Origin of the sequence: Aeromonas sp. 600948 (genome assembly GCF_049174875.1) — a bacterium.
Lineage (GTDB): Bacteria > Pseudomonadota > Gammaproteobacteria > Enterobacterales > Aeromonadaceae > Aeromonas > Aeromonas veronii_A.
In genome coordinates, this window is sequence record NZ_JAAKTY010000023.1 from 47,647 (window position 1) to 72,135 (window position 24,489).

19 protein-coding genes and 1 tRNA gene are annotated in these 24,489 nt (G+C 53.0%); 11 read left to right on the top strand and 9 right to left on the bottom strand.

Annotated features, from left to right (window positions below; genetic code table 11):
* Positions 1-366: 366 nt before the first annotated feature.
* From G5182_RS17070 to G5182_RS17080, 3 genes are read left to right on the top strand one after another with little or no spacing between them, the layout of a single operon-like run.
* Positions 367-534: a host cell division inhibitor Icd-like protein gene (locus G5182_RS17070; RefSeq protein WP_230848159.1), complete on the top strand. Its 168-nt coding sequence runs from the start codon at positions 367-369 to the stop codon at positions 532-534.
* Positions 531-782: a hypothetical protein gene (locus G5182_RS17075; protein WP_058056781.1), complete on the top strand. Its 252-nt coding sequence runs from the start codon at positions 531-533 to the stop codon at positions 780-782. The genes G5182_RS17070 and G5182_RS17075 overlap by 4 nt, the downstream gene beginning before the upstream one ends.
* Positions 779-3,511 carry a DUF927 domain-containing protein gene (locus tag G5182_RS17080; protein WP_421254565.1) on the top strand — a complete coding sequence of 911 codons (2,733 nt, stop codon included), beginning with the start codon at positions 779-781 and terminating at the stop codon, positions 3,509-3,511. The genes G5182_RS17075 and G5182_RS17080 overlap by 4 nt, the downstream gene beginning before the upstream one ends.
* 154 nt (positions 3,512-3,665) lie before the next feature.
* On the opposite strand, the gene G5182_RS17085 is transcribed toward G5182_RS17080, so the two are convergent.
* On the bottom strand, positions 3,666-5,411 hold the full coding sequence (locus tag G5182_RS17085; protein WP_421254566.1) for a DUF4209 domain-containing protein: 1,746 nt from the start codon (positions 5,409-5,411) through the stop codon (positions 3,666-3,668).
* 795 nt (positions 5,412-6,206) lie between these two features.
* On the opposite strand from G5182_RS17085, the gene G5182_RS17090 reads away from it, so the two are divergent.
* Together G5182_RS17090 and G5182_RS17095 are read left to right on the top strand one after the other, a co-directional pair.
* Entirely contained in the window at positions 6,207-6,419 is a 213-nt protein-coding gene (locus G5182_RS17090; RefSeq protein WP_421254567.1) for a DUF3892 domain-containing protein, read from the top strand.
* Between the two features lie 55 nt (positions 6,420-6,474).
* Complete coding sequence (locus G5182_RS17095; RefSeq protein ID WP_421254568.1) at positions 6,475-7,122, top strand: hypothetical protein; 648 nt, start codon at positions 6,475-6,477, stop codon at positions 7,120-7,122.
* 571 nt (positions 7,123-7,693) lie between these two features.
* Here the strand turns inward: G5182_RS17095 and G5182_RS17100 are convergent.
* The 5 genes from G5182_RS17100 to rpsU all read right to left on the bottom strand — a co-directional run bounded on the left by G5182_RS17100 (position 7,694) and on the right by rpsU (position 12,587).
* A tRNA-Ile gene (locus tag G5182_RS17100) sits at positions 7,694-7,770 on the bottom strand.
* A 187-nt stretch (positions 7,771-7,957) separates the two neighbouring features.
* Positions 7,958-9,853 (bottom strand): RNA polymerase sigma factor RpoD, encoded by a 1,896-nt coding sequence (gene rpoD, locus G5182_RS17105; RefSeq protein WP_263718854.1) that lies wholly within the window; start codon positions 9,851-9,853, stop codon positions 7,958-7,960.
* A gap of 183 nt (positions 9,854-10,036) precedes the next feature.
* The gene (gene dnaG / locus G5182_RS17110; RefSeq protein ID WP_216952892.1) at positions 10,037-11,824 is read right to left on the bottom strand and encodes a DNA primase; all 1,788 of its coding nucleotides are present in this window, start codon (positions 11,822-11,824) and stop codon (positions 10,037-10,039) included.
* 88 nt (positions 11,825-11,912) lie between these two features.
* Positions 11,913-12,356, bottom strand: a complete 444-nt coding sequence (locus G5182_RS17115; RefSeq protein ID WP_227341941.1) for a GatB/YqeY domain-containing protein — start codon at positions 12,354-12,356, stop codon at positions 11,913-11,915.
* 15 nt (positions 12,357-12,371) lie between these two features.
* The gene (gene rpsU, locus G5182_RS17120; protein ID WP_005309452.1) at positions 12,372-12,587 is read right to left on the bottom strand and encodes a 30S ribosomal protein S21; all 216 of its coding nucleotides are present in this window, start codon (positions 12,585-12,587) and stop codon (positions 12,372-12,374) included.
* Positions 12,588-12,767: 180 nt separating this feature from the next.
* Between rpsU and tsaD the strand changes: the two genes are divergently transcribed.
* Positions 12,768-13,781, top strand: coding sequence for a tRNA (adenosine(37)-N6)-threonylcarbamoyltransferase complex transferase subunit TsaD (gene tsaD / locus G5182_RS17125; protein ID WP_042052807.1), 1,014 nt, complete (start codon positions 12,768-12,770; stop codon positions 13,779-13,781).
* Between the two features lie 241 nt (positions 13,782-14,022).
* Here tsaD and G5182_RS17130 read toward each other — a convergent pair whose 3' ends face one another.
* Positions 14,023-15,342, bottom strand: a complete 1,320-nt coding sequence (locus G5182_RS17130; protein ID WP_021229055.1) for an anaerobic C4-dicarboxylate transporter — start codon at positions 15,340-15,342, stop codon at positions 14,023-14,025.
* Positions 15,343-15,467: 125 nt separating this feature from the next.
* Positions 15,468-16,910, bottom strand: coding sequence for an aspartate ammonia-lyase (aspA, locus tag G5182_RS17135; protein WP_005341227.1), 1,443 nt, complete (start codon positions 16,908-16,910; stop codon positions 15,468-15,470).
* A 442-nt stretch (positions 16,911-17,352) separates the two neighbouring features.
* Here aspA and G5182_RS17140 point away from each other — a divergent pair, with 442 nt between their 5' ends.
* Positions 17,353-17,829 carry an FxsA family protein gene (locus tag G5182_RS17140; RefSeq protein WP_005340570.1) on the top strand — a complete coding sequence of 159 codons (477 nt, stop codon included), beginning with the start codon at positions 17,353-17,355 and terminating at the stop codon, positions 17,827-17,829.
* Between the two features lie 47 nt (positions 17,830-17,876).
* Here G5182_RS17140 and G5182_RS17145 read toward each other — a convergent pair whose 3' ends face one another.
* A complete protein-coding gene (locus G5182_RS17145) occupies positions 17,877-19,211 on the bottom strand; it encodes an MATE family efflux transporter (RefSeq protein ID WP_227342984.1) in 1,335 nt (444 codons plus the stop codon).
* Between the two features lie 260 nt (positions 19,212-19,471).
* Between G5182_RS17145 and G5182_RS17150 the strand changes: the two genes are divergently transcribed.
* The 4 genes from G5182_RS17150 (at position 19,472) to G5182_RS17165 (ending at position 24,003) form a co-directional block, all read left to right on the top strand.
* Positions 19,472-19,765, top strand: coding sequence for a co-chaperone GroES (locus tag G5182_RS17150; protein WP_005340573.1), 294 nt, complete (start codon positions 19,472-19,474; stop codon positions 19,763-19,765).
* Positions 19,766-19,808: 43 nt separating this feature from the next.
* The gene (gene groL, locus G5182_RS17155; RefSeq protein WP_005341224.1) at positions 19,809-21,443 is read left to right on the top strand and encodes a chaperonin GroEL; all 1,635 of its coding nucleotides are present in this window, start codon (positions 19,809-19,811) and stop codon (positions 21,441-21,443) included.
* A 104-nt stretch (positions 21,444-21,547) separates the two neighbouring features.
* Complete coding sequence (locus G5182_RS17160) at positions 21,548-22,048, top strand: molybdopterin-binding oxidoreductase (RefSeq protein ID WP_216952894.1); 501 nt, start codon at positions 21,548-21,550, stop codon at positions 22,046-22,048.
* 23 nt (positions 22,049-22,071) lie between these two features.
* On the top strand, positions 22,072-24,003 hold the full coding sequence (locus tag G5182_RS17165; RefSeq protein ID WP_227341942.1) for a putative bifunctional diguanylate cyclase/phosphodiesterase: 1,932 nt from the start codon (positions 22,072-22,074) through the stop codon (positions 24,001-24,003).
* Positions 24,004-24,489: the final 486 nt, after the last annotated feature.

The following is a 24,489-nucleotide window of genomic DNA, read 5'->3' on the forward strand; positions in this document are numbered from 1 at the left end:
AGCCTGCCAGGGCTCCCTATTTGCTTACCCCACCCCCAAATCCAGAGGAGCAAGCCCATGCACCATAGCAAAGCCCCTGATCCCCGGCAAGAGTTGCATCCACGGATCAATTCGGATAGCCTTCCAATCACCAAGGGCCTAGACACCCCTTGGTACGGCTGGCGGATTAGACACCCGCAAGCGGCGACTCACGTAGGAAAATTTGTATCCCTTTCCCCCATTTCTGGCCTCTTGCCGGAGATCTATCCTGTTTTGGGGGCATGGGTCGGGAGCCAAAGAAAACGCCCCCACTGTGCCTGCCTACGTGAGCACTGTCTTGCGGCTACCCGATCCGCCCTGCGTCAACTTCACGTAGGGATAACCCAAATGATCTTCACCTTCCTGATCGCCACCCATGGCAAGGTCTCTGACCTTCACCGTATACGCACCATTTCTGCCGTCGCTGATACCGAAGCCCAAGCGCGCGCCAATCTACCTGGTTTGCCGCTCGTGTTTGTTGCCCGTATTCCCTGTGCGAAAAGGGGGCAAGCATGAACATCCATCAGAACCCCTCAAAAGAGCTTACTCGCGTCACTGCTGAACTGGATACGTCAGTGTGTGCCCTTCATACCCTTTCCCATTTGTTGTCCGCCAGCGTGGATTGGGAGCGTAAGAACCGCATAGACCATGAAGAGTTTACCTATGGCATTTCCGGCCTGCTCAAGGCACTGGCGAAAGACATAGACACCAACTCTTGCCGGATCAGTGAGCTGAATGATCGGCTGCCTGGAGGTGAGTCATGACCTCTATTCGAATTGTCTCTGATGTCTCCCTGGCAGCCCGTGGCCAATGGCCCTTTATCCTTGCTGAACTTGGCCTATCAGTCCCCAAGCGTGGCCAGCATGGCCCATGCCCTGCCTGCGGTGGAAAAGACCGGTTTCGCCTGGATGATAAGGAGGGGCGGGGCACCTGGATTTGTTCCCAGTGCGGCGCCGGTGATGGCTTAACCCTTCTGGCCAAGGCCACCCACAAGAGCACCAAGGAGGTCGCCCAAGAGGTGGCCACCTTGCTCGGGTTATCCCCAGACGGTCTCGATGCAAACGAGGTAGCCGCCCGCCGACAGAACGCCGAGCAGGTAGCAGCCAAAGCCAGACAGGATGAAGAGAAAGCCAAGCGCAAAGCCTGCACCAGGGCCGCCTCAATCATGGGGGATTGCGTTAAGGGCCGTAGCCCCTATCTCTCCCTCAAGCACCTGCCTGACTGGCTGGCAGATACCAATCAGACCCTGATCCGAGAAGCGCGGCACAACTTCCCCCAGGGCTCCCTGGTTATCCCGCTTACTGATGAACATGATCAGCTGGTCAACGTCCAGCTCATCGACCCCCAGGGCGAAAAGCGCTATTTGGCCGGCGGCCAGAAAGCAGGGGCATTTCACCGGTTAACCGGCGGGCTACGGGTGGCAATCTGTGAAGGTTACGCAACGGGTGTCTCTGTCCATTTGGCGACAGGGGCAACCGTCTATTGCGCCATGGATGCAAGCAATCTGCTAGCCGTGGCGGAGATAGCCAAGCGCCGAGAAGGGGCAGAGCCGATCCTGATTGCCGGTGACAACGACGCCCATATTGATGGCAACCCTGGCCAAGCCAAAGCCCAAGAAGCAGCAACAGCGATAGGGGGGCTGATCTGCCTTCCTGGTGAAGCTGGTGACTGGAACGATTACCACCAGGCCCATGGGCTGCTCGATACCAAGAAGGCGATCATGACCTCTTTCGCTGATACCAAGACCCCAACAGAACAAGCACCAGAGACACCAGAACTTCCCGACAACTACAGCATGGGGAAAGATCGACTCTTCGCCATGGAGTGGCGTGGCAAGGGGGAGGAGGCCGAGCGGGTGCCGGTGCCTATCAGTTCCCCGCTACATGTCAGGGCGATCACACACACCGAGCAGGGCCAAGGCTTTGGCCGGTTGCTGGAGTGGCGGGATACCAATGGCAAGACCCGCCGTTGGGCGATGCCCATGCGCATGCTGGTTCACAAAGGTGGAGAGGAGGTATTCGGCCAGCTAGCGGAAAGCGGGCTCAGTTATATCAACATGAGCAAAAAGAACCTGCTGCGCGATTACCTGATGAGCTGCCAGCCGCAAGCCAGGATCACCTGTGTCGAGCGCACTGGATGGCACAAGCGGGCCTATGTGCTGCCAAATGGCAACTTGGGGCCGGATGCCAACGAGGTGATCCTGCAAACCACCGGCTATGTGAATAACGACTTCACCACGTCCGGCACCTTGGTGGAGTGGCAAGCACAGGTTGCCGCCCTGGCGGTCGGTAATAGTCGGTTAGCCTTTGCCATGTCGTGTGCCTTTGCTGCCCCACTACTATCGCTGATCGGGGTGGAGGGGGGCGGGTTCCACCTGAAAGGCGAGAGTACCGATGGCAAGACCACCGTGATGATGGCTGCTGCCAGCGTGTACGGCCCAGAGGCGTTCGCCCATACCTGGCGAGCTACCGGTAACGCGATAGAAGGGATCGCCAGTCGCCGCAACGATGCCTTGCTGTGCCTGGATGAAATCAAGGAGGTGGATGGACGGGAGGCCGGTCTGGTCGCCTATATGCTGGCGAATGGACAGGGCAAGGGCCGAAGCCGCCAAGATGGGGAACTGCGCGAGCGTAAGCAGTGGCGTCTGCTGTTCCTCTCAACCGGTGAGCTTTCCCTGGAAGACCACGCCGAGCAAGCGGGCCAGCGAACCTTTGCCGGTATGGAGGTCCGCACTATCCAGATCCCGAGTGATACCGGCAAGCACGGTGCGTTTGAGGAGCTGCACGGCATGGCCGATGGCCGCCAGTTCGCTGATACCCTGCGCGAACGCCTGCAAGACCAACACGGCACAGCCTTTCGGGCCTATGTTGAGGCATTGGCCAATGACCTGAACGGGCACAGCGCATGGATGAAGGGGGAGATCCGCCGATTGGTCACAACCATGACCCCAGAGGGGGCCGGTAATCAGGTTGGCCGAGCCATTAACCGCTTTGCCCTAGTTGCGGCAGCTGGTGAGCTGGCCACCCGCTTGGGTATCACTGGATGGCAAGCAGGAGAGGCCACCAAAGCAGCGCGAGCTTGCCTTGATGCGTGGTTGGCCGACCGTGGCCACTTGGGCAACCAGGAAGACGCGGCAACCCTGCGCCAGATCCGCCAGTTCTTCACGGCTTACCAGTACAGCCGATTTGCAGATTGGGATGATAGCAATCACCGTCCATCCCAGATGGTCGGCTATCGAAAGAACCCCAAAGCTGGATCTGATGAAGGGGTTGTTTTCCTTGTATTGCCTGAAGGATGGAAAGAGATTAATCGTGGTCGAGATTTCAAAAAAGCCGCAAAACTAGCTTTAGTCGCCGGTTGGATCATCAAAGCTGCACCAAACAAAACACAAGCTCTTGTCCGTCTTCCTGGTATGGAGAACAAACCGACTAGGGTGTATGTGTTAGGGCACCAAGTGTTGGCTGATAGAATTGATGATATCGAGGGTGAATGATCTTGCCAATAAATAAGTCGAATTGCTCCTTTTTCTTACTTGTTTTTATGTAAGCTAATTATGGGGGAAGTGGGAACGAGCATGTATAATCATTAACTATCCATTATCTGATAACATGCTTAGATGTTCCCACTATTTTCGATATACAGTTCTATTAGACCTTATCAACAATAGGTTGAGTTAGATAAAACCAGCTAAAAAGTAGCCACCACGCATATATAGCGCCATGGCTGTTAGCTGCGTTGTCTGTAATTAGCCCGTGAGCCGATCTATTCCTTAGGTTTTCCCCTGATGTTAATGTAAATAACAGCTGTAACTCTAAGGTTAAATCTTCAGAAAAGACCTCTGAGGACAGGGGAATCCTGAGTAGACTACCTAAAGCTAGTTCACAGTCTTCATCAGAATTAGTATCACGTTTCGTTGTTACTGCTCCTTGCTCTTTTAATATTGTTCTTATAATGTTTTCTAAAATTGGGCTTAATAGATATATACTTGTTTGAAAATCAAATGAAAATCCATAGTAAATAGCTTTTGCTGCCATGCATTTTTGTTCCTCAGGAACAATTGATGAGAGTTTGCAGATTTTATAAAAATCATCAAGTGTTACATTGTGCTCTAAGTTTATTATCTGAAGAATAGGAATAACAAAAACTTTGACTATATATTGAAGAAGTATTTTTGAGTTGTTGGATGCTCGATAGAGTGCTCTTTTTTCATCCGAGTCATTGATAGAATCTATAGAGACTGTTCGGCCTCCATCATCTAAGCTGAGACTGGTGTTAAAAAAAGAAGAAAAGAAACCTTTTTCTTCTCTGAATAATGATGGCCTTGTCGAGTTGTTAACAAGCCTTGGTAGTTCAATTGCTAGTTTTTTTAATGCCTCTTGCTTTGTTATACCTGCAAAAGATCTGACAAAGGTAAACGTATCATCACTTATAGATGCTTTTTCTTTAGTTTTTGGAAAAAAATGGAGAGACTCTTTTCCTGCGACTTCTTTTTTCCTATGAAGCCTAGTTATCACTTCATCATACTTATTTTCATGCCTGTATTGTTTATCTAGGCCCTTTATCTTTTTTATCGCATTTGAGTATTCAATGTTAGATATGATATTGGCGGCTGATGACTCATTTCGATTACAAACATAATCACCTATTATCTCCATTGTAAGTGCAGATAACATCTTAATGTATGATGTCATTCTTCTATTTTTTTTAAAGAACTGCTCACCTAAATCGTATAAGTGAATCGACTTTCTGAGTGCTGTGACTTCTGAATCACGTCTTGCCATGCCTATTGCTAAATCAAAACAAATATAGCCAAATTCGTTGCTATACTTTGCCATTTTATTGTTAGAGCAAACCAAAGATAGTACATGGGATATCTCATGGTTATCTCTGTTTTTTTCTATGAATGAATATAGTTTATCTCTTAGTCTATTTATGAGATCTTTGTTTTTGTGATATTCAGCAAGACAAAAAGCGCGAGTGATGAGCCCCTCTTGTTTACCATATAGCTCATCAATTGACAATTCGATCTCAAAAATAGAGGATAAGGCATTTTCAATATGGGTGGGATCGTTCTTTTTGTTTAGCCATAAAATATCATTGCAAATGAATTTTATGGTTTCATCCCTGCTTAGATAACATAATTCCTCTATGCATGACCATTGCTCATCATTAATATCTAAGTAATTCCACTCGATGAAATCACTATCGTATGGCTTAAACAAATCATGGTTTTTAAATCTAAGAGATGTAATCCCAACAGCTGTTTCATAGTATGTAATGCAAGCTTCGTCTACAGATGACTTGGGCAGTACCTGATTTAATAAATATGCTGAGTCATACTTTAAAACATTTGCAATGGTCATTTTAACAGAGGTTTTATTATCGTCAGTCATACATCGCCTTTTGTGTATTTTGTAAGGGGTATTTTTGATTGTCATTGTAAGTCATAACAATATCAACAATCAATTTCGTAATGACTATCCGCCTTTAGTTAATTGGTTTAAATACTGTTTATGTTAAAAAATGACAAAAGTATTTTTATATAATCAGTACTGACAACCACAGTTTTGACTGGTTTGGGGAATAGCCACAGATAGAGCTATGCCACGAAATCCGCGCTCATCCGCTCCCGCCTGCGGGCCTCGTTAAGAAAATTTTTTGCAGAAATGGATTACCGCAGTTTCCTAGCTCTAGGCCGCGCCGCTCTTGGGGGGTGGGGGCTTGCGAGGAACTGCACGAAGTGAAAGGAATTTCAGTTTTTTGCAGAAATGAGCCGCATTAGCAGGCCAGACGTAAAACTTAACCATCTGATTTATATATAAAAACCGTACTTTCCGTGGCAGTTTCGCTATTGCCCAGATTTTTCAGTTTGCCGACTGGAATCACCTCTTTTCATTTAAAAACAATGACCTATGTGTATTTCTCAGATTTATAAGATCTGAAAAATTTCAGTTTTCCATTCATGCAAAGTGAGCGTGCCAACCATGACGGCGCATACGGCCTCTAAACGTACTTTGGCATTCATTGAGAAGGCATGTGGGGATCATCTTGGCTTTGTCGCCCAAGGCCATGGAGAACCATCTAGTGGCTAACTCTTATCAAGTATAGGTTTTGTCATCAATGGCTTGTTTTGTGAGCGAGAGCCCCAATATCCGTATGGAGCATGTCGCTCAATGGTGGAGACACATATGGCGAAGAATATTCGTGGTAACAAGGATGGGAAGAACGGTGAAAACCAAACTTACACAATCCCTGGGCGGGGGACGGTTCCTCGTAAAAAGCTTGTTGAAGAGGTACATGAAGGAAAACACCCAAACTTTCATATTTATGAGCGCAATGGAGTCAAGTACGTGAGAGCTGATCCTGATAGCTCTGAGCAGAATAACGTTGATAAGGACTAAGATGGCGATGCCGATAAAGTTATCGGCATCAGTAAACACAACAAGGTAACTTGACATGGTAAAGGCTAAAAAACGGCCTGAAATTATCTATCGTGAGATGATGATTGAAGCGCTCTACCGTCTAAGTTCTGCTGATAATTTAATTAAAAATAGTAATAATTTTCAAGACGCAGTTCGGGTTGATAGTGCTATTTTGCAGATACGAAAAGCAATGGAGGCCATAGCTTTTTCTTCGATTGCACCCAGTGAAAAGCGTTATGAGGACAGCCATAGACATAATAAAAAGACCATTGGCGATCACTACCATGCCAGAAGGATCATGGCCTCGTTAGCTGCGATCAACCCTGATTTTTATCCAACACCACTTGTCCCAGCAATTCGTCAACCAGATGGGGGCTGGAATTTTGGTCGCAAAACAACGGGGTACATGACGAGAACACGCTTTGAAAAATTCTACGACCGGCTTGGTAAATATCTACACACGATAAACCCTTGGGGCAAGGACCCACAGATTCATCAGTTGTGTAAGGACTTGCCTACAGCAATCGATGCAATATACGAGTTGCTGGATCTGCACTTTGCAGTGATCCACATTGAAGAACCTGCCACAACGCAAATATGGCTCGTTGATGCTAAGCGTGATGGCACTGTAGCTATGACAATAGCAATGGCTGAAGGCTCATGTGTGGTTCAACCGTCTTGATTGCTCCCCTTCCCCAAAAGCCTAACGGCGCATAATGAAACATTCTGTGAAAAGAGCAGATGGCACGATAGCAGCATAGGCAGCCCTATTCGATATGGGTTACATGGCAAGTAGTGGGATGCTGAGATTTGTAACCTCATGGGGTTACAGGTTACAGCGTCAAGGAAAATGGCTACAGCCCGCACCAGACAAGGGCTACAGGCTTGTAACCTCATGCCTCTTTCTGTGCGTGTAACCTCTATTCGCTTTTTGTGCCCTGAGTGGGGTTACAGCTCAAAGCCCCACCAGTACTGGGCTAGAGCCGAGTTGTAACCTCGTAACCCGTGTAACCCCGTTTTTTTCAACATATAGAGATAGAAAAGGGAAATCTGAGGAGGAGAAAAAAATTTTAGCGACGGTTCTCAAAAGAGAACATACCGAAGAGGCTGATACTTTTTCTTCCTGGTGGAGAAAAAATTTTTTGAGGGGCTGGGGAGTGTTTTTAGAGTTGTTACTCTACAGGCTGAGATATCCTATAGGTATCCTATTGAAAAGAGGGTTAGCGAGTACTATCTCGCTAACCCTCTGGAATTGGTGGCCCCTGGGGGACTTGAACCCACGACCAATCGATTATGAGTCGACTGCTCTGACCAACTGAGCTAAGGGGCCAAATTGTGCGTTTAGCGGCGTGGATTATAGGGGAAGAGGAAAGGGCAGTCTATAGGCATATCAACCACTTGGCGACTAATTGTCCAGCTTGATTGAGGGCGAAAAGAGGGTTGCAAGGGTAAATGCCAGACAAAACAAAGCCCCGCATGGCGGGGCTTTGGCAGAGCAGTTTGACACAGGGTCAGGACTATTCGTCCAGGAAGCTGCGCAGCACTTCCGAGCGGCTCGGGTGGCGCAGTTTACGCAGTGCCTTGGCTTCGATCTGACGAATACGCTCACGGGTAACGTCGAACTGTTTGCCCACTTCCTCGAGGGTGTGGTCAGTGTTCATGTCGATACCGAAACGCATCCGCAGTACCTTGGCTTCGCGGGCGGTCAGGCCAGCCAGCACTTCGCGGGTGGCGTTGCGCAGGCTTTCGCTGGTCGCCGCATCCGCTGGCAGAGCCAGGGTGGTATCTTCGATAAAGTCGCCCAAGTGGGAATCTTCATCATCACCGATGGGCGTCTCCATGGAGATAGGCTCTTTGGCGATTTTCAGTACCTTGCGGATCTTGTCTTCCGGCATGCCCATGCGCATGGCCAGCTCTTCCGGGTTCGGTTCACGACCCATCTCCTGCAGCATCTGACGGGAGATTCGGTTGAGCTTGTTGATGGTCTCGATCATGTGTACCGGGATACGGATGGTACGGGCTTGATCCGCGATGGAGCGGGTAATGGCCTGACGGATCCACCAGGTTGCATAGGTCGAGAACTTATAGCCACGACGGTATTCAAACTTGTCTACCGCCTTCATCAGACCGATGTTGCCCTCCTGGATCAGGTCCAGGAACTGCAGACCGCGGTTGGTGTACTTCTTGGCGATAGAGATAACCAGACGCAAGTTGGCCTCAACCATCTCTTTCTTCGCGCGGCGGGCCTTGGCCTCACCGATGCTCATGCGACGGTTGATATCCTTGATCTGGGCAATCGACAGGCCGGTCTCTTCTTCAATCTGCTGCAGCTTGCCGATGGCGCGCTGAATATCTTCGTCCATTTCAACCAGACGGGGAGACCAGGCTTTGCCAGCCTGCTTCTGGTATTCGAACCAGGCAGTTTCACACTCGTTGTTGGTGAAGGCCGCGACGAAGGTTTTCTTCGGCATCTTGGCCTGCTCAACGCAGAGCTTCATGATGATGCGTTCCTGCACGCGGACGCGCTCCATCATTTCACGCATGTTGTTGACCAGGCGATCGAACTGCTTGGGCATCAGGCGGAATTGGCGGAATACATCGGCCAGCTGGGCGATGGCGGCCTGGGTATCTTCGTGCGCGCGACCATTCTTCTGAATGGAGAGACGGGTCACTTCATACTGGGCACGCAGTTCGCCAAACTTCTCGCGAGCGACTTCCGGATCCGGACCACCGTCACCGTCGTCGTCAGAGCTGTCGCCATCTTCGTCTTCGTCTTCTTCGTCTTCTTCATCTTCGTCGGCCAGATCGTCTTCGCCGAGTTCGGAACCGATATGCGTGGCGGTAGGCGCCATATCTTCAGTTTCGTTCGGGTCAATAAAGCCAGAGATGATGTCAGAGAGACGCAGCTGCTCGGCTTCGTACTTGTCGTACTGTTCGAGCAGGTAAGTAATTGCTTCAGGGTACTCGGCTACGGAGCTTTGTACCTGGTTGATACCGTCTTCGATCCGCTTGGCGATGTCGATTTCGCCTTCACGGGTCAGCAGTTCGACGGTACCCATTTCCCGCATGTACATGCGGACGGGATCGGTCGTGCGACCAATCTCAGATTCAACAGATGCCAGAGCCTGGGCCGCTGCTTCGGCAGCGTCCTCATCGGCGGTACCACCTTCAGCCATGATAAGGTCATCGGCATCCGGAGCGTTTTCAACCACTTGAATGCCCATATCGTTGATCATCTGAATGATGTCTTCGATCTGGTCTGAATCGACAATGTCTTGCGGGAGGTGATCGTTCACCTCGGCATAGGTCAGGTAGCCCTGTTCTTTACCTTTGGCAACGAGGAGTTTAAGCTGAGACTGCGGGGTTTGCTCCATAGAACTCATCCGGTTGGTGTTGCTAGGTTGCGCGTACAGTGCGCTGCTGCGCAAATAGCCAATTCTAATAGAAAACCGCCAGACATGCTATGTCTGGTTGCGGCGTCGGTCATGAGAAACCCCTGCCCGCAGTATTGTCGGGGCCAGGCGGTTATAAAAATTTTGCTTTTCATCCCGTCGATTCGGGCAACGCTATCCATATTGGGACTAATCACTCAAATATCAAGCCCCACTCTCATTTCTTTTCTCAATTTGCACCTCTCTTATCAGCATCATCAGCTCTTGGGTTTCTTCGGAGCTTAGTCCTTCCTGAGCCACTTTGGCCTGCAATTCTTCGATCCGCTGCTTCAGAAACTGGTTGATGAAGCCGACGAAGGTGTCCTGCAATTCTCCCAGAATATCCGGCTCCTGATCGAGTTTGATCTCCTCGAACAGGTCGTGCATGGCCAGCTGAGCAAGGATCTCTCCTTCCTTGGTACCACGCCAGTGTTCCAGCAGGATACCGGTTGTGATACCAGGCTGTGCCTGGATTTGCTGGTGCAGTTGCAGCAGGAACTTGATGCCCTGTACGCGTAGTCCGGCCAATTCCGGCATGGGGGGAAGCTCAGCCGTTACTGCCGGATATTGCACCATCAGTGCCAGTGCACGCCGCAGTGGTGTCAGCTTGGCTGCCTTGGGTTTGTTGACCTCGGCCTTGGGCTGACTGTTGCGAGCAAAGAGCTCGGCGATGCGCTGCTTGTTCTCGCCCCAACGCATCATGCTGGAGAGACGAGTGATCAGCCCTTCGCGGGTAAACCCTTCCGGAACGCGACGAATAAGCTCGGCGGCCTTGTTGGCCACTTCGAACTTGCCTGCCTCACCCGAAAGTGCGGCATCCCGGCCGAGACGCTCGAACATGAAGTCGGCGAACGGTTGGGCTTCATCGAGCAGGGCTTCAAAACCCTCCTTGCCGATCTGGCGTACCAGCGAGTCGGGATCCTCGCCATCGGGCAGGAACACGAACTTCAGCTCGCGGCCATCCTGCAGATGAGGGAGGGCATTATCCAGCGCGCGCCAGGCGGCTTCACGACCGGCGTTGTCACCGTCGTAGCAGCAGACTACCTCGGCGGTGGTGCGAAACAGGGTGTGGATATGGTCGCTGGTCGTTGCAGTACCCAGCGCCGCCACCGCATAGTCGATGTCGTACTGACCGAGTGCCACCACATCCATGTAGCCTTCCACCACCAGGATCCGGCGTGGATCCTTGTGTGCCTGCTTTACTTCGTAGAGACCGAACAGCTCCCGCCCTTTATGGAAGATGGGGGTCTCCGGCGAGTTCAGGTATTTGGGGGTGCCATCACCCAGCACCCGGCCACCGAAACCGATGACCCGGCCACGCTTGTCACGGATCGGGAACATGATGCGATCGCGGAAACGATCATAACTGCCCGGGCCATTGTCACGGGTGATCAGCATGCCGCCCGAGATAAGCAACTGCTCGTGATCCCGGCTGGCGCCGAAGCGGCGACGCACCTGATCCCAATCGCCGGGTGCATAGCCAATATTGAAGCGTTTGACTACTTCACCGGTCAGGCCGCGGCCTTTGAGGTACTCCACCGCATGGGGAGCGCTCTTGAGGTTGCTCTCGTAGAAGCGGGCAATCTGGTTCATCAGCTCGAACAGATCCTTGCTGACAGCGGGCTGGCTATTGGCCGAGCCGCCGATGCTCTGCTCGCGAGGTACCGGCATGCCCTGCATGCTGGCGAGCTCTTCGATGGCATCGGGAAATTCGAGACCGTCGTACTCCATGACAAAGCCGATGGCGTTGCCGTGGGCGCCACAACCGAAACAGTGGTAGAACTGCTTCTCCTGGCTGACGGTAAAAGAGGGGCTTTTTTCGTTATGAAAAGGGCAGCAAGCCTGGTAGTTCTTACCGGCTTTTTTCAGCCGCACTCGCGAGTCGATCAGCTCGACTATGTCTGTGCGTACGAGCAGATCGTCGATAAAGGATTGGGGGATCCTGCCTGCCATAACCGTCCTGTTTCATTGCGGAGAAAATAAAAAAGCCGCGCATTCCAAGGGAAGCACGGCTTCTTCGACCAAACAAGAGAATTGCCTGTTACGCCAAGCGGGTTTTCACCTGAGCACTGACGGCGCCGACATCGGCACGCCCCTGAATTTTCGGCTTCAAAACAGCCATGACCTTGCCCATATCAGCCATAACGGCAGCACCACTTTCAGTGATGGCTTGCTCGATCAGGGCGGCAATTTCATCTGCGGTCAGCTGTTGCGGCAGGAATTCCTGCAACACAACGATCTCGGCGGACTCTTTGTTGGCGAGATCCTGGCGACCGGCAGCTTCAAATTGGCTGATGGAATCGCGGCGCTGTTTGACCATTTTGGTCACGACAGCGAGGATATCCTCATCATTCAGCTCGATACGGGTATCGACTTCACGTTGCTTGATTTCTGCCATCAACAAGCGGATCGCTCCCAGACGTGCCTTATCTTTGGCAAGCATGGCGAGTTTTTGCTGATCCTTGAGTTGATCCTTCAGAGACACGGCAATATCTCCCGATTAGTACAGGCGGATACGACGTGCGTTTTCGCGAGACAGCTTCTTGGCGTGACGCTTGACAGCAGACGCTTTGGCGCGCTTACGAATGGTAGTCGGCTTCTCGTAGAACTCACGGCTACGAACTTCGGACAGGATACCGGCTTTTTCGCAAGAACGCTTGAAGCGACGCAGAGCAACGTCAAACGGCTCATTTTCACGGACTTTGATTACTGGCATGTGCCTTTCACCTCAGTGATAAAATTGTTAGCTGACCTTCAATCGATCAGCATGACTTAAAATGGTGCGAAATTATACTCTGGACAGGGAATGAAAGTAAACCCGCAGAGATCGCTCTGGTTTAAAAAACCCGCGAAGGTTACCATAGCCGTCTCATTTTAGCAGTGAAATTTTTTAGCAATGCGTGTATTGGGCATAGAGACATCCTGTGACGAAACCGGGATCGCGATCTTCGACGATCAAAAAGGGATCCTTTCCCATCAGTTATACAGCCAGGTCAAGCTGCATGCGGACTACGGTGGCGTCGTCCCCGAACTCGCCAGCCGGGATCATGTTCGCAAGACGATCCCGTTGATCCAGGCCGCATTGCAAGAGGCGGGACTGGGCAAAGATGACATCGACGGCATCGCGTATACCGCGGGTCCGGGTCTGGTTGGCGCCATTCTGGTGGGCGCCACTATTGGTCGTTCACTGGCGATGGCATGGAACAAGCCTGCTATCGCCGTCCACCATATGGAAGGCCACCTGCTGGCTCCCATGCTGGAAGAAAAGGCCCCTGAGTTCCCCTTCGTGGCGCTGCTGGTCTCCGGTGGTCACTCCATGCTGGTGCGGGTTGACGGCATCGGCAGCTACCAGCTGCTGGGGGAATCCATCGATGATGCCGCTGGCGAAGCGTTCGACAAGACCGCCAAGCTGATGGGGCTGGACTATCCGGGTGGCCCGTTGCTCTCCCGTCTGGCCGAGAAGGGCACCACCGGACGTTTCCATTTCCCCCGTCCCATGACTGACCGTCCCGGGCTCGACATGAGCTTCTCCGGCCTCAAGACCTTCACCGCCAACACCATCGCCGCCAATGGTGATGATGAGCAGACCCGCGCCGATATCGCTCGAGCGTTTGAAGATGCGGTGGTCGATACCTTGGCCATCAAGTGCCGTCGTGCCTTGAAAGAGACAGGTCTCACGCGTCTGGTGGTCGCCGGTGGCGTCAGTGCCAACCGTCATCTGCGTGCCCAGCTGGCCGAGCTGATGGAGAGCCTCAAGGGCGAGGTGTTCTATCCGCGCACTGAATATTGCACCGATAACGGCGCCATGATCGCTTACGCCGGTATGCAGCGCCTGAAAGCGGGCGTGTTCGAACCGCTGGCGGTCAAAGCCGTGCCGCGTTGGCCGCTGGATACCCTGGATCCGGTCTGATCCAAAGGATCCCGCCTTCTGGCATGGTGCTGAGTACCATGGTGGCCTACTGCTCCTGCAATCCGGCAGCGGTGGTTATAGCGCCGCTGGCACGCCGTGGTGGTGTCTGCTGTCGCCGTGGTTGAGCCATCCGGATAAGAGGTCAGCTCTCGTGCTGGCAGACAGCCAAGCACAGAGTAAAGAGATAAAAAATCCCCGCCAACTGGCGGGGATTTTTGTTTGGTGATCGGCAGGCGATGGATTACAGCAGGATGCCGCCGAAGAAGAAGCCCAGTGCCACGGCGATGGCGATGGTGGCGGTGCCCGGTACGAAGAAGGGATGGTTGAAGACCGCCTTACCGATACGGGTGGAGCCGGTGTCGTCCATCTCTACCGCGGCCAGCAGAGTCGGGTAGGTCGGCAGTACGAACAGGGCGCTCACGGCTGCGAAAGAGGCAATCGCAGTCAGCGGGCTGACACCCAGTGCCAGTGCGGCAGGCATCAACGCTTTGGTGGTGGCGCCTTGTGAATAGAGCAGCATGGCAGCGAAGAACAGCACCACAGCCAGCAGCCAGGAGTACTGGTTCAGCAGGTCGCCAGCGATCAGCTGGATGGTGTCCATGTTGCCTTTAACGAAGACGTTACCCAGCCAGGCCACACCCAGTACGCAGATACAGGCGGACATACCGGACTTGAAGGTCGGCATGTTGGTGACCTGGGTGGCGTCCAGTTTGCACACCAGGGTCATGATGGTGGCCGCGGCCAGCATGATGCCCATGATGGCGCCGTCACGGGGGATCGGCGGGTTGGTGATCAGGCCCACTTTACCGGAGATGGCAGTGGCATAAGCCATGACAGCAACGATGGCGGCGATGAAGATCCAGACCGACAGCTTGGCGTACGGTTTGATCTCGAGCTTGGTAGTACCACGCAGTTTGATCAGCCCCTTGGCTTTACGCTCCAGATAGACTTCGTCCTGCTCCAGCGGCTTGCCCATCATGTTGGCAATGAAGGCGCCCAGGATACAGGCCAGGAAGGTAGAGGGGATGCAGATGGCCAGCAGGGTCAGATAATCAACACCAAACGGCTCGAGCATGCCGGAGAAGGCAACCACAGCGGCAGAGATCGGGGAAGCTGTGATGGCGATCTGGGAGGCGACAACCGCGATGGAGAGCGGACGGGATGGGCGGATCCCTTGCTCTTTGGCCACTTCAGCGATCACCGGCAGGGTGGAGAAGGCGGTATGACCGGTACCGGCCAGCATGGTCATCAGGTAGGTGACCACCGGGGCGGCGAAGGTGATGTATTTGGGGTTCTTGCGCAGCGCTTTTTCTGCTAGGAAGACCAGATAGTCCATCCCGCCAGCCAGTTGCATACAGGCGATGGCGCAGATGACGGACGCGATGATCATGATCACATCCCAGGGGATGTAGCTGACCAGTTGATCGCTCGGGATGGGCATGCCCAGACCCCACGTCAATACCAGTACCCCCAAACCACCGGCAAAGCCGATGCCGATGCTGCCTATCCGGGCCCCCAGATAGATAGCGGCGAGCACGACAAGTAACTCGATTCCAATCATAGCGATAACTCCATTTTTTAGTTTTTGGTTTTTATTTGGCAAAAAGCCAATTCCCGATCGGGCTGGGGATAAAGACCAATCGGGAACTGACTTTATGGGCCGGGAAGATCCCGGCCCACACTCGCTTATACGGCAGCTTCGCGGGTGAAACGCTTGGCTTTGTATTGCGGGTTCATCAGGTTCTCGATGGAGAGGATCTCGTCCAGCTGCTCGGCGCTCAGCAGGCCGCGCTCAAGAACGACTTCGCGGACGTTCTTGCCGGTCTGGGCACAGATCTTGCCGACGATATCCCCTTCGTGGTGGCCGATGAAGGGGTTCAGGTAGGTCACGATACCGATGGAGTTCAGCACGTGATTCATGCAGATTTCCGGGTTGGCGGTGATACCTTCCACGCACTTCTCGCGCAGGGAAATACAGGCTTTTTCCATCAGGCTCAGTGATTCGAACATCGCCTGACCAATCACCGGCTCCATGACGTTCAGCTGCAGCTGACCGGCTTCGGCGGCGAAGGTGATGGTGATGTCGTTACCGAATACCTTGAAGCAGGATTGGTTGACCACTTCCGGGATAACCGGGTTGACCTTGGCCGGCATGATGGAGGAGCCCGCCTGCATTTCCGGCAGGTTGATCTCTTTCAGTGCGGTGCGCGGGCCGGAGGAGAGCAGACGCAGGTCATTACAGATCTTGGACAGCTTCATGGCCAGACGCTTGATGGCGCCGTGCAGCATGACGTAGGCGCCACAGTCGGAGGTCGCTTCGATCAGATCTTCTGCCGGTACATAGGCACGACCGGTGATCTCGGCCAGACGCTTGATGGCCAGTGCAGAGTACTCGGGCGGAGTGTTCAGACCGGTACCGATGGCGGTCGCGCCCAGGTTCACTTCCAGCAGCAGCTCCTGGCAACGCTTGATGGACTTGATCTCTTCACGCAGGGTCACGGCGAATGCGTGGAACTCCTGACCCAGGGTCATCGGAACCGCATCTTGCAGTTGGGTACGGCCCATCTTCAGGATCTTCTTGAATTCTTCTGCTTTGGCATCAAAAGCGGCAATCAGTGCTTCCAGAGCATGCAGAGTCACGTCAGTGCTGTTGACCACAGCAACGCGGAAACCGGTCGGGTAGGCATCGTTGGTGGACTGGCACTTGTTGACGTGGTCGTTCGGGTTGATGACGTCGTAACGGCCTTTCTCCAGACCCATGATTTCCAAGGCGATGTTGGCCAGTACTTCGTTAGTGTTCATGTTGACGGAGGTGCCGGCACCTCCCTGGTAAACGTCGACCGGGAACTGGTCGAAGCATTTGCCGGTGTTCAGCATCAGGTCGCAGGCTTCTACGATCTTGTCAGCAATTTCAGGACGGATGGTACCGAGCTCGCCGTTTGCCAGTGCAGCAGCTTTCTTGGTCAGCACCATACCGCGGACAAATTCCGGAACGTCAGAAATCTTCTGAGAGCTGATCTTGAAGTTCTCGACAGCGCGCAGGGTGTGCACACCGTAGTAGAGATCATTGGAAACTTCTTTGGTGCCCAGCAGGTCTTCTTCAATGCGGACGTTCTTGATGTCGCTCATTGTAATGCCTCAGAAATCAGATAAATGGAAAAATCCTCACCGAGTGGTCGCGAGTTCCTTGCGCACAGCTCATCCTGAAGCACCACACATCGAGTGGGGCGGTAGGGAGAGTGACCTCCCGAAAAACTAATCAATATACTACTCCAATTGAGGTATCGGTTATTAGAGGTGGATCACTAAATTTGCGACATTTTCAAATTACTTTGAGGAAAGTACACATATGTTATGAAGTTTTTATCGTGATGATTTTTATATGTTTTTGTGACTTTTTGCTGGTTTTTTAGATTGCTGATGACGTAGGAGTCAGTTGACCAACTTGAAAAAGGGGGGACGGCCCCCATTTATTCAGGGCAGAAAGTGGTGATGACGGGGCGGCAAAATCGCCTCTGACCATCGTTGGATGGGCGCCACTTTTTCTCAATTTACCGGTGCTGGAGTGGATATGGGCAAGTTGTTTTTGTTGTTGGTGGGTCTGGTTGTGCTGGAGCTCACCGTGATGATCGAGGTCGGCTCGGTAATCGGGGCGCTGCCGACTGTCGGCTTGCTCATACTGACTGCGGTATTGGGCTCCTCGCTGGTGCGCAGTGAAGGGATCAAGACCCTGTTCAGCGCCCAGCAAAAGATGCAGATGGGCGAGATGCCGGGCCGCGAGGTGATGGGGGGCATGATGCTGGCGTTGGCGGGCCTGCTGCTGATTATCCCGGGTTTCGTGACCGACATTTTCGGTGTGCTGTTGCTGCAACCCTGGCTGCGCAACAAACTGGCTGACAAGCTGATCGGCAGCAGCCAGTTCCGGATGCAGATGGGCGGTTTCCAGCGTACTCAATCGCCGTTTGGCAACGCACCGTCCGATGATCATCTGGGGAACGCCAAGCAGGGCGGCACCACCATCGAAGGCGAATTTGAGCGCAAAGAGTGAGCGTAAAGAGTAATCGACGAAACGAAAACCCGAGGTGAGTGACTGAATCAGGGTTTACCCTGATGGCACAACGCCTCGAAGCGGTGTCGGGCATACCACCATGCGAGGGTGCCCGCCGCCAGATTGGCCAGCAAGATCCCCAGATATATCCCCTGTTCTCCCCCCAGCTTTGCCCCCAGCCAGGATCCTGGCAACAGAAAACCAAACAGTCGCAATCCGTTGAACAAGAACGAAATACTGGATGCCCGCACGCCATTGAGTGCCGAGGCCAGCAGCATCACCATGCCCTGAAATCCGTAACCGATCGGCACTAGATGCAGATAGAGAATAATCAGGCGGATGACCTGTGGATGATCGCTGAACAGATTGGCGATGAGTGGCGCCAGTAGCCAGGTCAGGCCATAGATGGCGAGCTGGAAAAGCAACGCAAAACTCATGCAGCTCTGCAGTGCAGCTTTGGCGCGGGCCGGATTGCCGGCGCCACAGTTTTGCGAGATGAAGGGGGCCAGTACGGAGGCGAGGGCCATCATCACAATCAGCAGCAGCGCCTCGACCCGCGATGCGGCGCCGTAAGCGGCCACCACCTCGGTACCCAGTCCTGCAAAGATCGTCATCAGCACTGCATTGGCCAGGGGGTTGAGCATATTGGTAAAAGAGGCGGGGACGGCGACATGGAGCAGCGCCCGCCAGTGGGTTAGCAACCGGGCCCGCGGCGAGAGGCGCCACAGCAGCAAGCCCTCCCGATGACGCAGGATATAGAGGCTGACCAGCATCGCCATCAACCAGGAGATAGAGGTGGCGATGGCTGCCCCGCGGATCCCCCATTCGGGAAAGGGGCCGATACCGAAGATCAACAGAGGATCCAGTACCCCGTTGACCAGCCCGGCTATGGCCATCACCAGACTGGGGGTTTTGGTATCGCCGGTCGCCCGGATAGCGGCATTGCCCACCATGGGCAGCACCAGCATGGGGACGGTGAGATACCAGGTCAGCATGTAGTCATGGATGAGGGAGATAAGCTCGGCACTGGCCCCCAGCAGAGTAAACAGGGGTTTGATGGTGAGAGCCCCCCCCGCGGAGAGCAGGGCTACCATGATCACCGCCAGAAACAGGCTGTCGGTGGCGAGATGGGCCGCCTCATCGTGTTTGCCCTGCCCCAGGGTATGACCGATCACCGCTGACAATCCGGCGCCCAATCCCATCGCCAGCGAGGTAACCACAAAAGTGACAGGAAAGGTAAAACTGATGGCGGCCAGAGCTTCGGTGCCCAGCATACCGATAAAAAAGGTATCGACCAGATTGAAGGCCAGAATGGCGATGATGCCGAAGATCATGGGGCCCGTCATCTGGCGCAGTACGACCGGAATAGGGGCTGTCAGCATGGGGTTGGTGCGGGTCAAGGGCTCGTCTCTACAGCTGGCTTTGAAGGTTCTGGCATGGAAACCGGGCGGCTTGAACCGACCTTGCTCCAGAGTGCGGACATGGCTGAACCATCGAAGATGTTTATAGTACGTGAAAAAATTTTTTTTGTATTTGCCCTTGAAGGGTTAGCAACTCTGCCCCACATCAGGGACATATCTAATTTGGCCTGGAACGGCCATTCCTCAAAGCAACAATGAGACTCATTTTGGGAGAGTTATCGATGAAAATTCGTCCACTGCACGACCGCGTCATCATCAAGCGCATCGAAGCTGAAGCCAAATCTGCCGGCGGTATCGTCTTGACTGGTACTGCGGCCCAGAAGTCCACCCGTGGTGAAGTGCTTGCCGTGGGGACTGGTCGCATTCTGGATAATGGCGAAGTCAAAGCGCTGGCCGTGAAGGTTGGTGACAAGGTTATCTTCAACGAAGGCTACGGTGTGAAAACCGAGAAGCTGGATGGTCAGGACGTCCTGATCCTTTCCGAAACCGACATCCTGGCGATTGTCGAAGAGTAATCCATCCTCCTTTTCCCCGAATTGATTTAAGGATTGAAGAAAAATGGCAGCTAAAGACGTTAAGTTTGGTAACGAAGCCCGCATCAAGATGCTGGAAGGCGTAAACATCCTGGCTGATGCCGTCAAGGTGACTCTGGGCCCGAAAGGCCGCAACGTGGTGCTGGACAAGTCCTTCGGCGCCCCGACCATCACTAAAGATGGTGTTTCTGTTGCGCGCGAAATTGAGCTGGAAGACAAGTTCCAGAACATGGGCGCCCAGATGGTCAAGGAAGTGGCTTCCAAGGCGAACGATGCCGCCGGTGACGGTACCACTACTGCAACCGTTCTGGCTCAGGCTATCGTCAACGAAGGTCTGAAAGCCGTTGCCGCCGGTATGAACCCGATGGATCTGAAGCGCGGTATCGACAAGGCCGTTGTGGCTGCTGTTGCCGAGCTGCAAGCGCTGTCCCAGCCGTGCGCTGACAGCAATGCCATTGCTCAGGTGGGCACCATCTCCGCCAACTCCGACGAGAAAGTGGGCAAGCTGATTGCCGAAGCCATGGACAAAGTGGGTCGCGATGGCGTCATCACCGTTGAAGATGGTCAGGGTCTGGAAGATGAGCTGGCAGTTGTTGAAGGTATGCAGTTCGACCGCGGCTACCTGTCCCCCTACTTCATCAACAAGCAAGAGACCGGTTCTGTTGAACTGGACGACCCGTTCATCCTGCTGGTTGACAAGAAAGTCTCCAACATCCGCGAAATGCTGCCGGTGCTGGAAGGCGTTGCCAAAGCTGGCAAGCCGCTGCTGATTGTTGCTGAAGACGTAGAAGGCGAAGCCCTGGCGACTCTGGTGGTTAACACCATGCGCGGTATCGTCAAAGTGGCTGCCGTCAAGGCGCCTGGCTTCGGTGACCGTCGCAAGGCCATGCTGCAGGATATCGCTGTACTGACTGGCGGTACCGTCATCTCCGAAGAAGTTGGCATGGAGTTGGAAAAAGCGACTCTGGAAGATCTGGGTCGTGCCAAGCGCATCGTCATCACCAAAGAGAACACCACCATCATCGATGGCGTGGGTGATGCCGGTGTGATCGAAGGCCGTGTTGCCCAGATCCGTCAGCAGATCGAAGAGACCTCTTCCGACTACGATCGTGAGAAGCTGCAAGAGCGCGTAGCCAAGCTGGCTGGCGGTGTTGCCGTGATCAAGGTTGGCGCAGCCACCGAAGTCGAGATGAAAGAGAAGAAAGCACGCGTTGAAGATGCCCTGCACGCTACCCGCGCCGCTGTTGAAGAAGGCGTGGTTGCCGGTGGTGGTGTTGCGCTGGTTCGCGTTGCTGCCAAACTGGCGGGTCTGCGCGGTGACAACGAAGACCAGAACGTCGGTATCAAGGTTGCCCTGCGAGCCATGGAAGCCCCGCTGCGTCAAATCGTCATCAACGCCGGTGAAGAAGCTTCCGTCATCGCCAACGCGGTGAAGAATGGTGAAGGCAACTTCGGTTACAACGCTTACACCGAGCAGTATGGCGACATGCTGACCATGGGTATCCTGGATCCGACCAAGGTCACCCGCTCTGCCCTGCAGTTCGCCTCTTCTATCGCCGGCCTTATGATCACCACCGAGTGCATGGTGACCGAGCTGCCGAAGAAAGATGCTCCAGCCATGCCTGATATGGGTGGCATGGGTGGCATGGGCATGATGTAATCATCATCCCGGCTCTGTTTGAGAAACGGCTCGCCTTGGCGGGCCGTTTTTTTATATCTGACTAAACTGAGTCTGTTGATAGCAGAAAAGTGTAAGGGGGAAAGATGAAGGTGCTTGGATGGATAACTCTGCTGTTTGCATTGATTGCCATGCCGCTTGTGGCTGCCGAGGCCCTCAAGGGGCCTGTGATCTTGAAAGTAAGCGGCAATATCAGCTCCCCAGATGAGGTGGACGGCAAAGTGCTTTTTGACTTGGCCACGCTGCAGGCGTTGCCGCAATATGAGATAGTCACCAGCAACCCTTGGGTTGATAAACCTCACAAGTACAGAGGGCCCAAGGTGGCGGATGTGCTGGCCGCAGTGGGGGCTAATGGCAAGAGCATAACCCTGACAGCATTGAACAGTTTCCAGATCCGCATCAATTGGGACAAAGTTGCCAAGTATAACCCTATTCTTGCTTGGGAAGATGACGGGGTAGCCATGAGGGTCCGTGACAAGGGGCCGCTCTGGTTTATGTTGCCTCTTGATCAATATCCGGAGCTGAAGCGCTCTGAATATACCGACATGATGATTTGGCAGCTGGATCTGATAGATATTCAACACTGATAAAAGAGTCACGGGAGCACGGGGTGAAAGGAAAGACTAGGGCGTGGCCACTGCTCGTCATTCTGTATGTATCCATCCTGTCGTTTACCGGGAGCACCCTTTATTGTCTGGTTCAGCTCCAGAATGCGACCAGAGCGATGGAGAAATATACCTATGATGTCTCCTGGGCGCTGATGCAGCTGCAGCTCGAGTTGGGGCGTTTCCTCAGTGCTGTAGAGGTCTACCATTATGGTGGAATAGAGCACAATGACCTGATGTTGCGCTATGACATTCTTTGGAGCAGAACCCCCATCCTGTTGAGCGGTCAGTTGCGTAAAAGCATGCAGGATAAGCAGAAAACCTTGCGCTTGGTGCAACTGATTGAAAACAACATTCGCGATATAGAGCCTGTCATTACCAAGCTGCAGAGCGGAGACTCTGTCTACCAGCAAATAATGATGCGCCTAGCCCCCTTGCAGGAGCCTTTATCCTATGCACTAGCTTCCGTTATGCAGAAGAACATCAACATCTACTCAGAGAATGATCGCCATTTTGGTCAATTGCGTAATGCTCTGCTGTTGATGGTGTCTGGGTTGGTTATCTCGGTTTTACTCCTTAGCTCGCTTCTTGTATATGAAGCTCGACGTCACTTTAGGGCAGCAAGGCGTGACCCGTTGACGGGTCTCTCCAATCGGGTGGCATTGCTGGAACGGATGGAGCTCTGTGCCACTCAGGAGGTGCCTTTCGGATTGGTATTGGTCGATATCAACGACTTCAGAGATATCAACAGCAAGTTTGGTTATGACGCGGGCGATTTTTTGCTCAGTGAATTGGCCAGACGGATCAGATTGCTCTGTGAAGAAGGGGAGTGGAGTGGTCGGTTGGGTGGCGATCAATTTGCCATTATCCAGCGTGGTAGCAGCGATCTGCGTCAGGTCAGGGAGCTGGTAGCGCGACTGCTGCACGTTCTGAAGCAAGATATCGTCTATGATAACTATCCCTTCCGGCTCGAGGTGGGGATCGGGATTGCCTTCTATCCGATGGACAGCGATAAAACACAGGAGTTATTGAGTCGTGCGGAACAGGCTCTGTTCCATAGCCGCAAGACCCATGTCCCCTATGTGATTTACGATAACTCCTTGCTCAACGAGACGGCGCGGCGCAAGCATTTGGCCTCGGACATGATCATGGCGCTGGAACACAATGCGTTGGAACTCTATTACCAACCCATCGTCAATCTCGAGAGTGGTCGTTGTGAAGCTGTCGAGGCACTGCTGCGCTGGCGGCATCCGGAGCTGGGCTTTATTCCGCCAAACGAAGTGATCATGGTGGCTGAGGAGTTCCAGCTTGCAGAGCGTCTGGGTGGCTGGGTGTTGAACACCGCTTGCGAGCAGCTTTATCAGTGGCATCAGTTGGGTATGGTCGACCTGCAGATGTGCGTGAATGTCTCGCCGGGCATGTACCAGCGCAATTTGCTCAAATTGGTGGCCAAGGCATTGATGGAGCACCACCTGCCAGCCAGCAGTCTGGTTTTGGAGGTCACTGAAGATACCACCATGCGCGAAGTGAAGAATTCGCTGCAACTGATGCAGGATCTCAATCAACAGGGTGTGTTGCTGGCATTAGACGATTTTGGGACTGGTTATTCATCTTTGAGTTATCTGCAAAAGCTACCTGTGAGCAAGGTGAAGATTGACCGCTCCTTCATACAGGGCATTGATACTTCCATGGAGGCATCCGAGCTGGTCGCCAATATTTGCCGGATGGGATCCATGTTGGGCAAGAGTCTGGTTTGTGAAGGGATTGAGACTCAGGCCCAGCTTGATGTACTGCGATCCCTGACCGATATCCACTTGTATGGACAGGGCTATCTGTTCAGCCGGCCAGAACAGGCGGAGAAAATCTATCAAACTTTGCTGGAGATGGAGGAGCTTTGGCTGGCGCGTCAACAATCGGAAATGGCTTATATGAGTTAAGAAGAGGCTTGCCTGTCATCTGCCTCCATAATGTGTGATTTAGCTCGAATTTTCTTCTTGTTGTTTGTTGTTTGAACGGTTGTGCGGTCTTATCAAAAAAATATGCAAATTACCCTTGCCAGAAAGAATCGGCTCCCTATAATGCGCCTCCATCGACAGGGCAAGCGGCAACGCAAACAGCCGAGTCGATAACCTCGAAAAGCCTTTGAAAATAAGGCTTGACTCGAGAAGGCGGTTGAGTAGAATTCCACTCCCGCAGCAACACACTGTTGCGTCGCTCTTTAACAATTTGAATCAAGCAATCTGTGTGGGCACTCACAGCATCGAGCATCAAAAACAATTTTTGATTTTCAATGTCTGATGAAGTGACCAAGACGATTTCTTAGCAATAAGAAGTCGAACAGTTTATTTCAGCAATTCATTGAGCCGCCTTAATTGGCAACCAAACTTAAATTGAAGAGTTTGATCATGGCTCAGATTGAACGC

What these genes read in the sequence shown, in the direction of transcription:
- G5182_RS17070 (WP_230848159.1), top strand. Translation starts at nt 367, where the DNA reads ATGATCTTCACCTTCCTGATCGCCACCCATGGCAAGGTCTCTGACCTT.
- G5182_RS17075 (WP_058056781.1), top strand. Translation starts at nt 531, where the DNA reads ATGAACATCCATCAGAACCCCTCAAAAGAGCTTACTCGCGTCACTGCT.
- G5182_RS17080 (WP_421254565.1), top strand. Translation starts at nt 779, where the DNA reads ATGACCTCTATTCGAATTGTCTCTGATGTCTCCCTGGCAGCCCGTGGC.
- G5182_RS17085 (WP_421254566.1), bottom strand. Translation starts at nt 5,411, where the DNA reads ATGACTGACGATAATAAAACCTCTGTTAAAATGACCATTGCAAATGTT.
- G5182_RS17090 (WP_421254567.1), top strand. Translation starts at nt 6,207, where the DNA reads ATGGCGAAGAATATTCGTGGTAACAAGGATGGGAAGAACGGTGAAAAC.
- G5182_RS17095 (WP_421254568.1), top strand. Translation starts at nt 6,475, where the DNA reads ATGGTAAAGGCTAAAAAACGGCCTGAAATTATCTATCGTGAGATGATG.
- dnaG (WP_216952892.1), bottom strand. Translation starts at nt 11,824, where the DNA reads ATGGCAGGCAGGATCCCCCAATCCTTTATCGACGATCTGCTCGTACGC.
- rpsU (WP_005309452.1), bottom strand. Translation starts at nt 12,587, where the DNA reads ATGCCAGTAATCAAAGTCCGTGAAAATGAGCCGTTTGACGTTGCTCTG.
- tsaD (WP_042052807.1), top strand. Translation starts at nt 12,768, where the DNA reads ATGCGTGTATTGGGCATAGAGACATCCTGTGACGAAACCGGGATCGCG.
- G5182_RS17130 (WP_021229055.1), bottom strand. Translation starts at nt 15,342, where the DNA reads ATGATTGGAATCGAGTTACTTGTCGTGCTCGCCGCTATCTATCTGGGG.
- aspA (WP_005341227.1), bottom strand. Translation starts at nt 16,910, where the DNA reads ATGAGCGACATCAAGAACGTCCGCATTGAAGAAGACCTGCTGGGCACC.
- G5182_RS17140 (WP_005340570.1), top strand. Translation starts at nt 17,353, where the DNA reads ATGGGCAAGTTGTTTTTGTTGTTGGTGGGTCTGGTTGTGCTGGAGCTC.
- G5182_RS17145 (WP_227342984.1), bottom strand. Translation starts at nt 19,211, where the DNA reads ATGCTGACAGCCCCTATTCCGGTCGTACTGCGCCAGATGACGGGCCCC.
- G5182_RS17150 (WP_005340573.1), top strand. Translation starts at nt 19,472, where the DNA reads ATGAAAATTCGTCCACTGCACGACCGCGTCATCATCAAGCGCATCGAA.
- groL (WP_005341224.1), top strand. Translation starts at nt 19,809, where the DNA reads ATGGCAGCTAAAGACGTTAAGTTTGGTAACGAAGCCCGCATCAAGATG.
- G5182_RS17160 (WP_216952894.1), top strand. Translation starts at nt 21,548, where the DNA reads ATGAAGGTGCTTGGATGGATAACTCTGCTGTTTGCATTGATTGCCATG.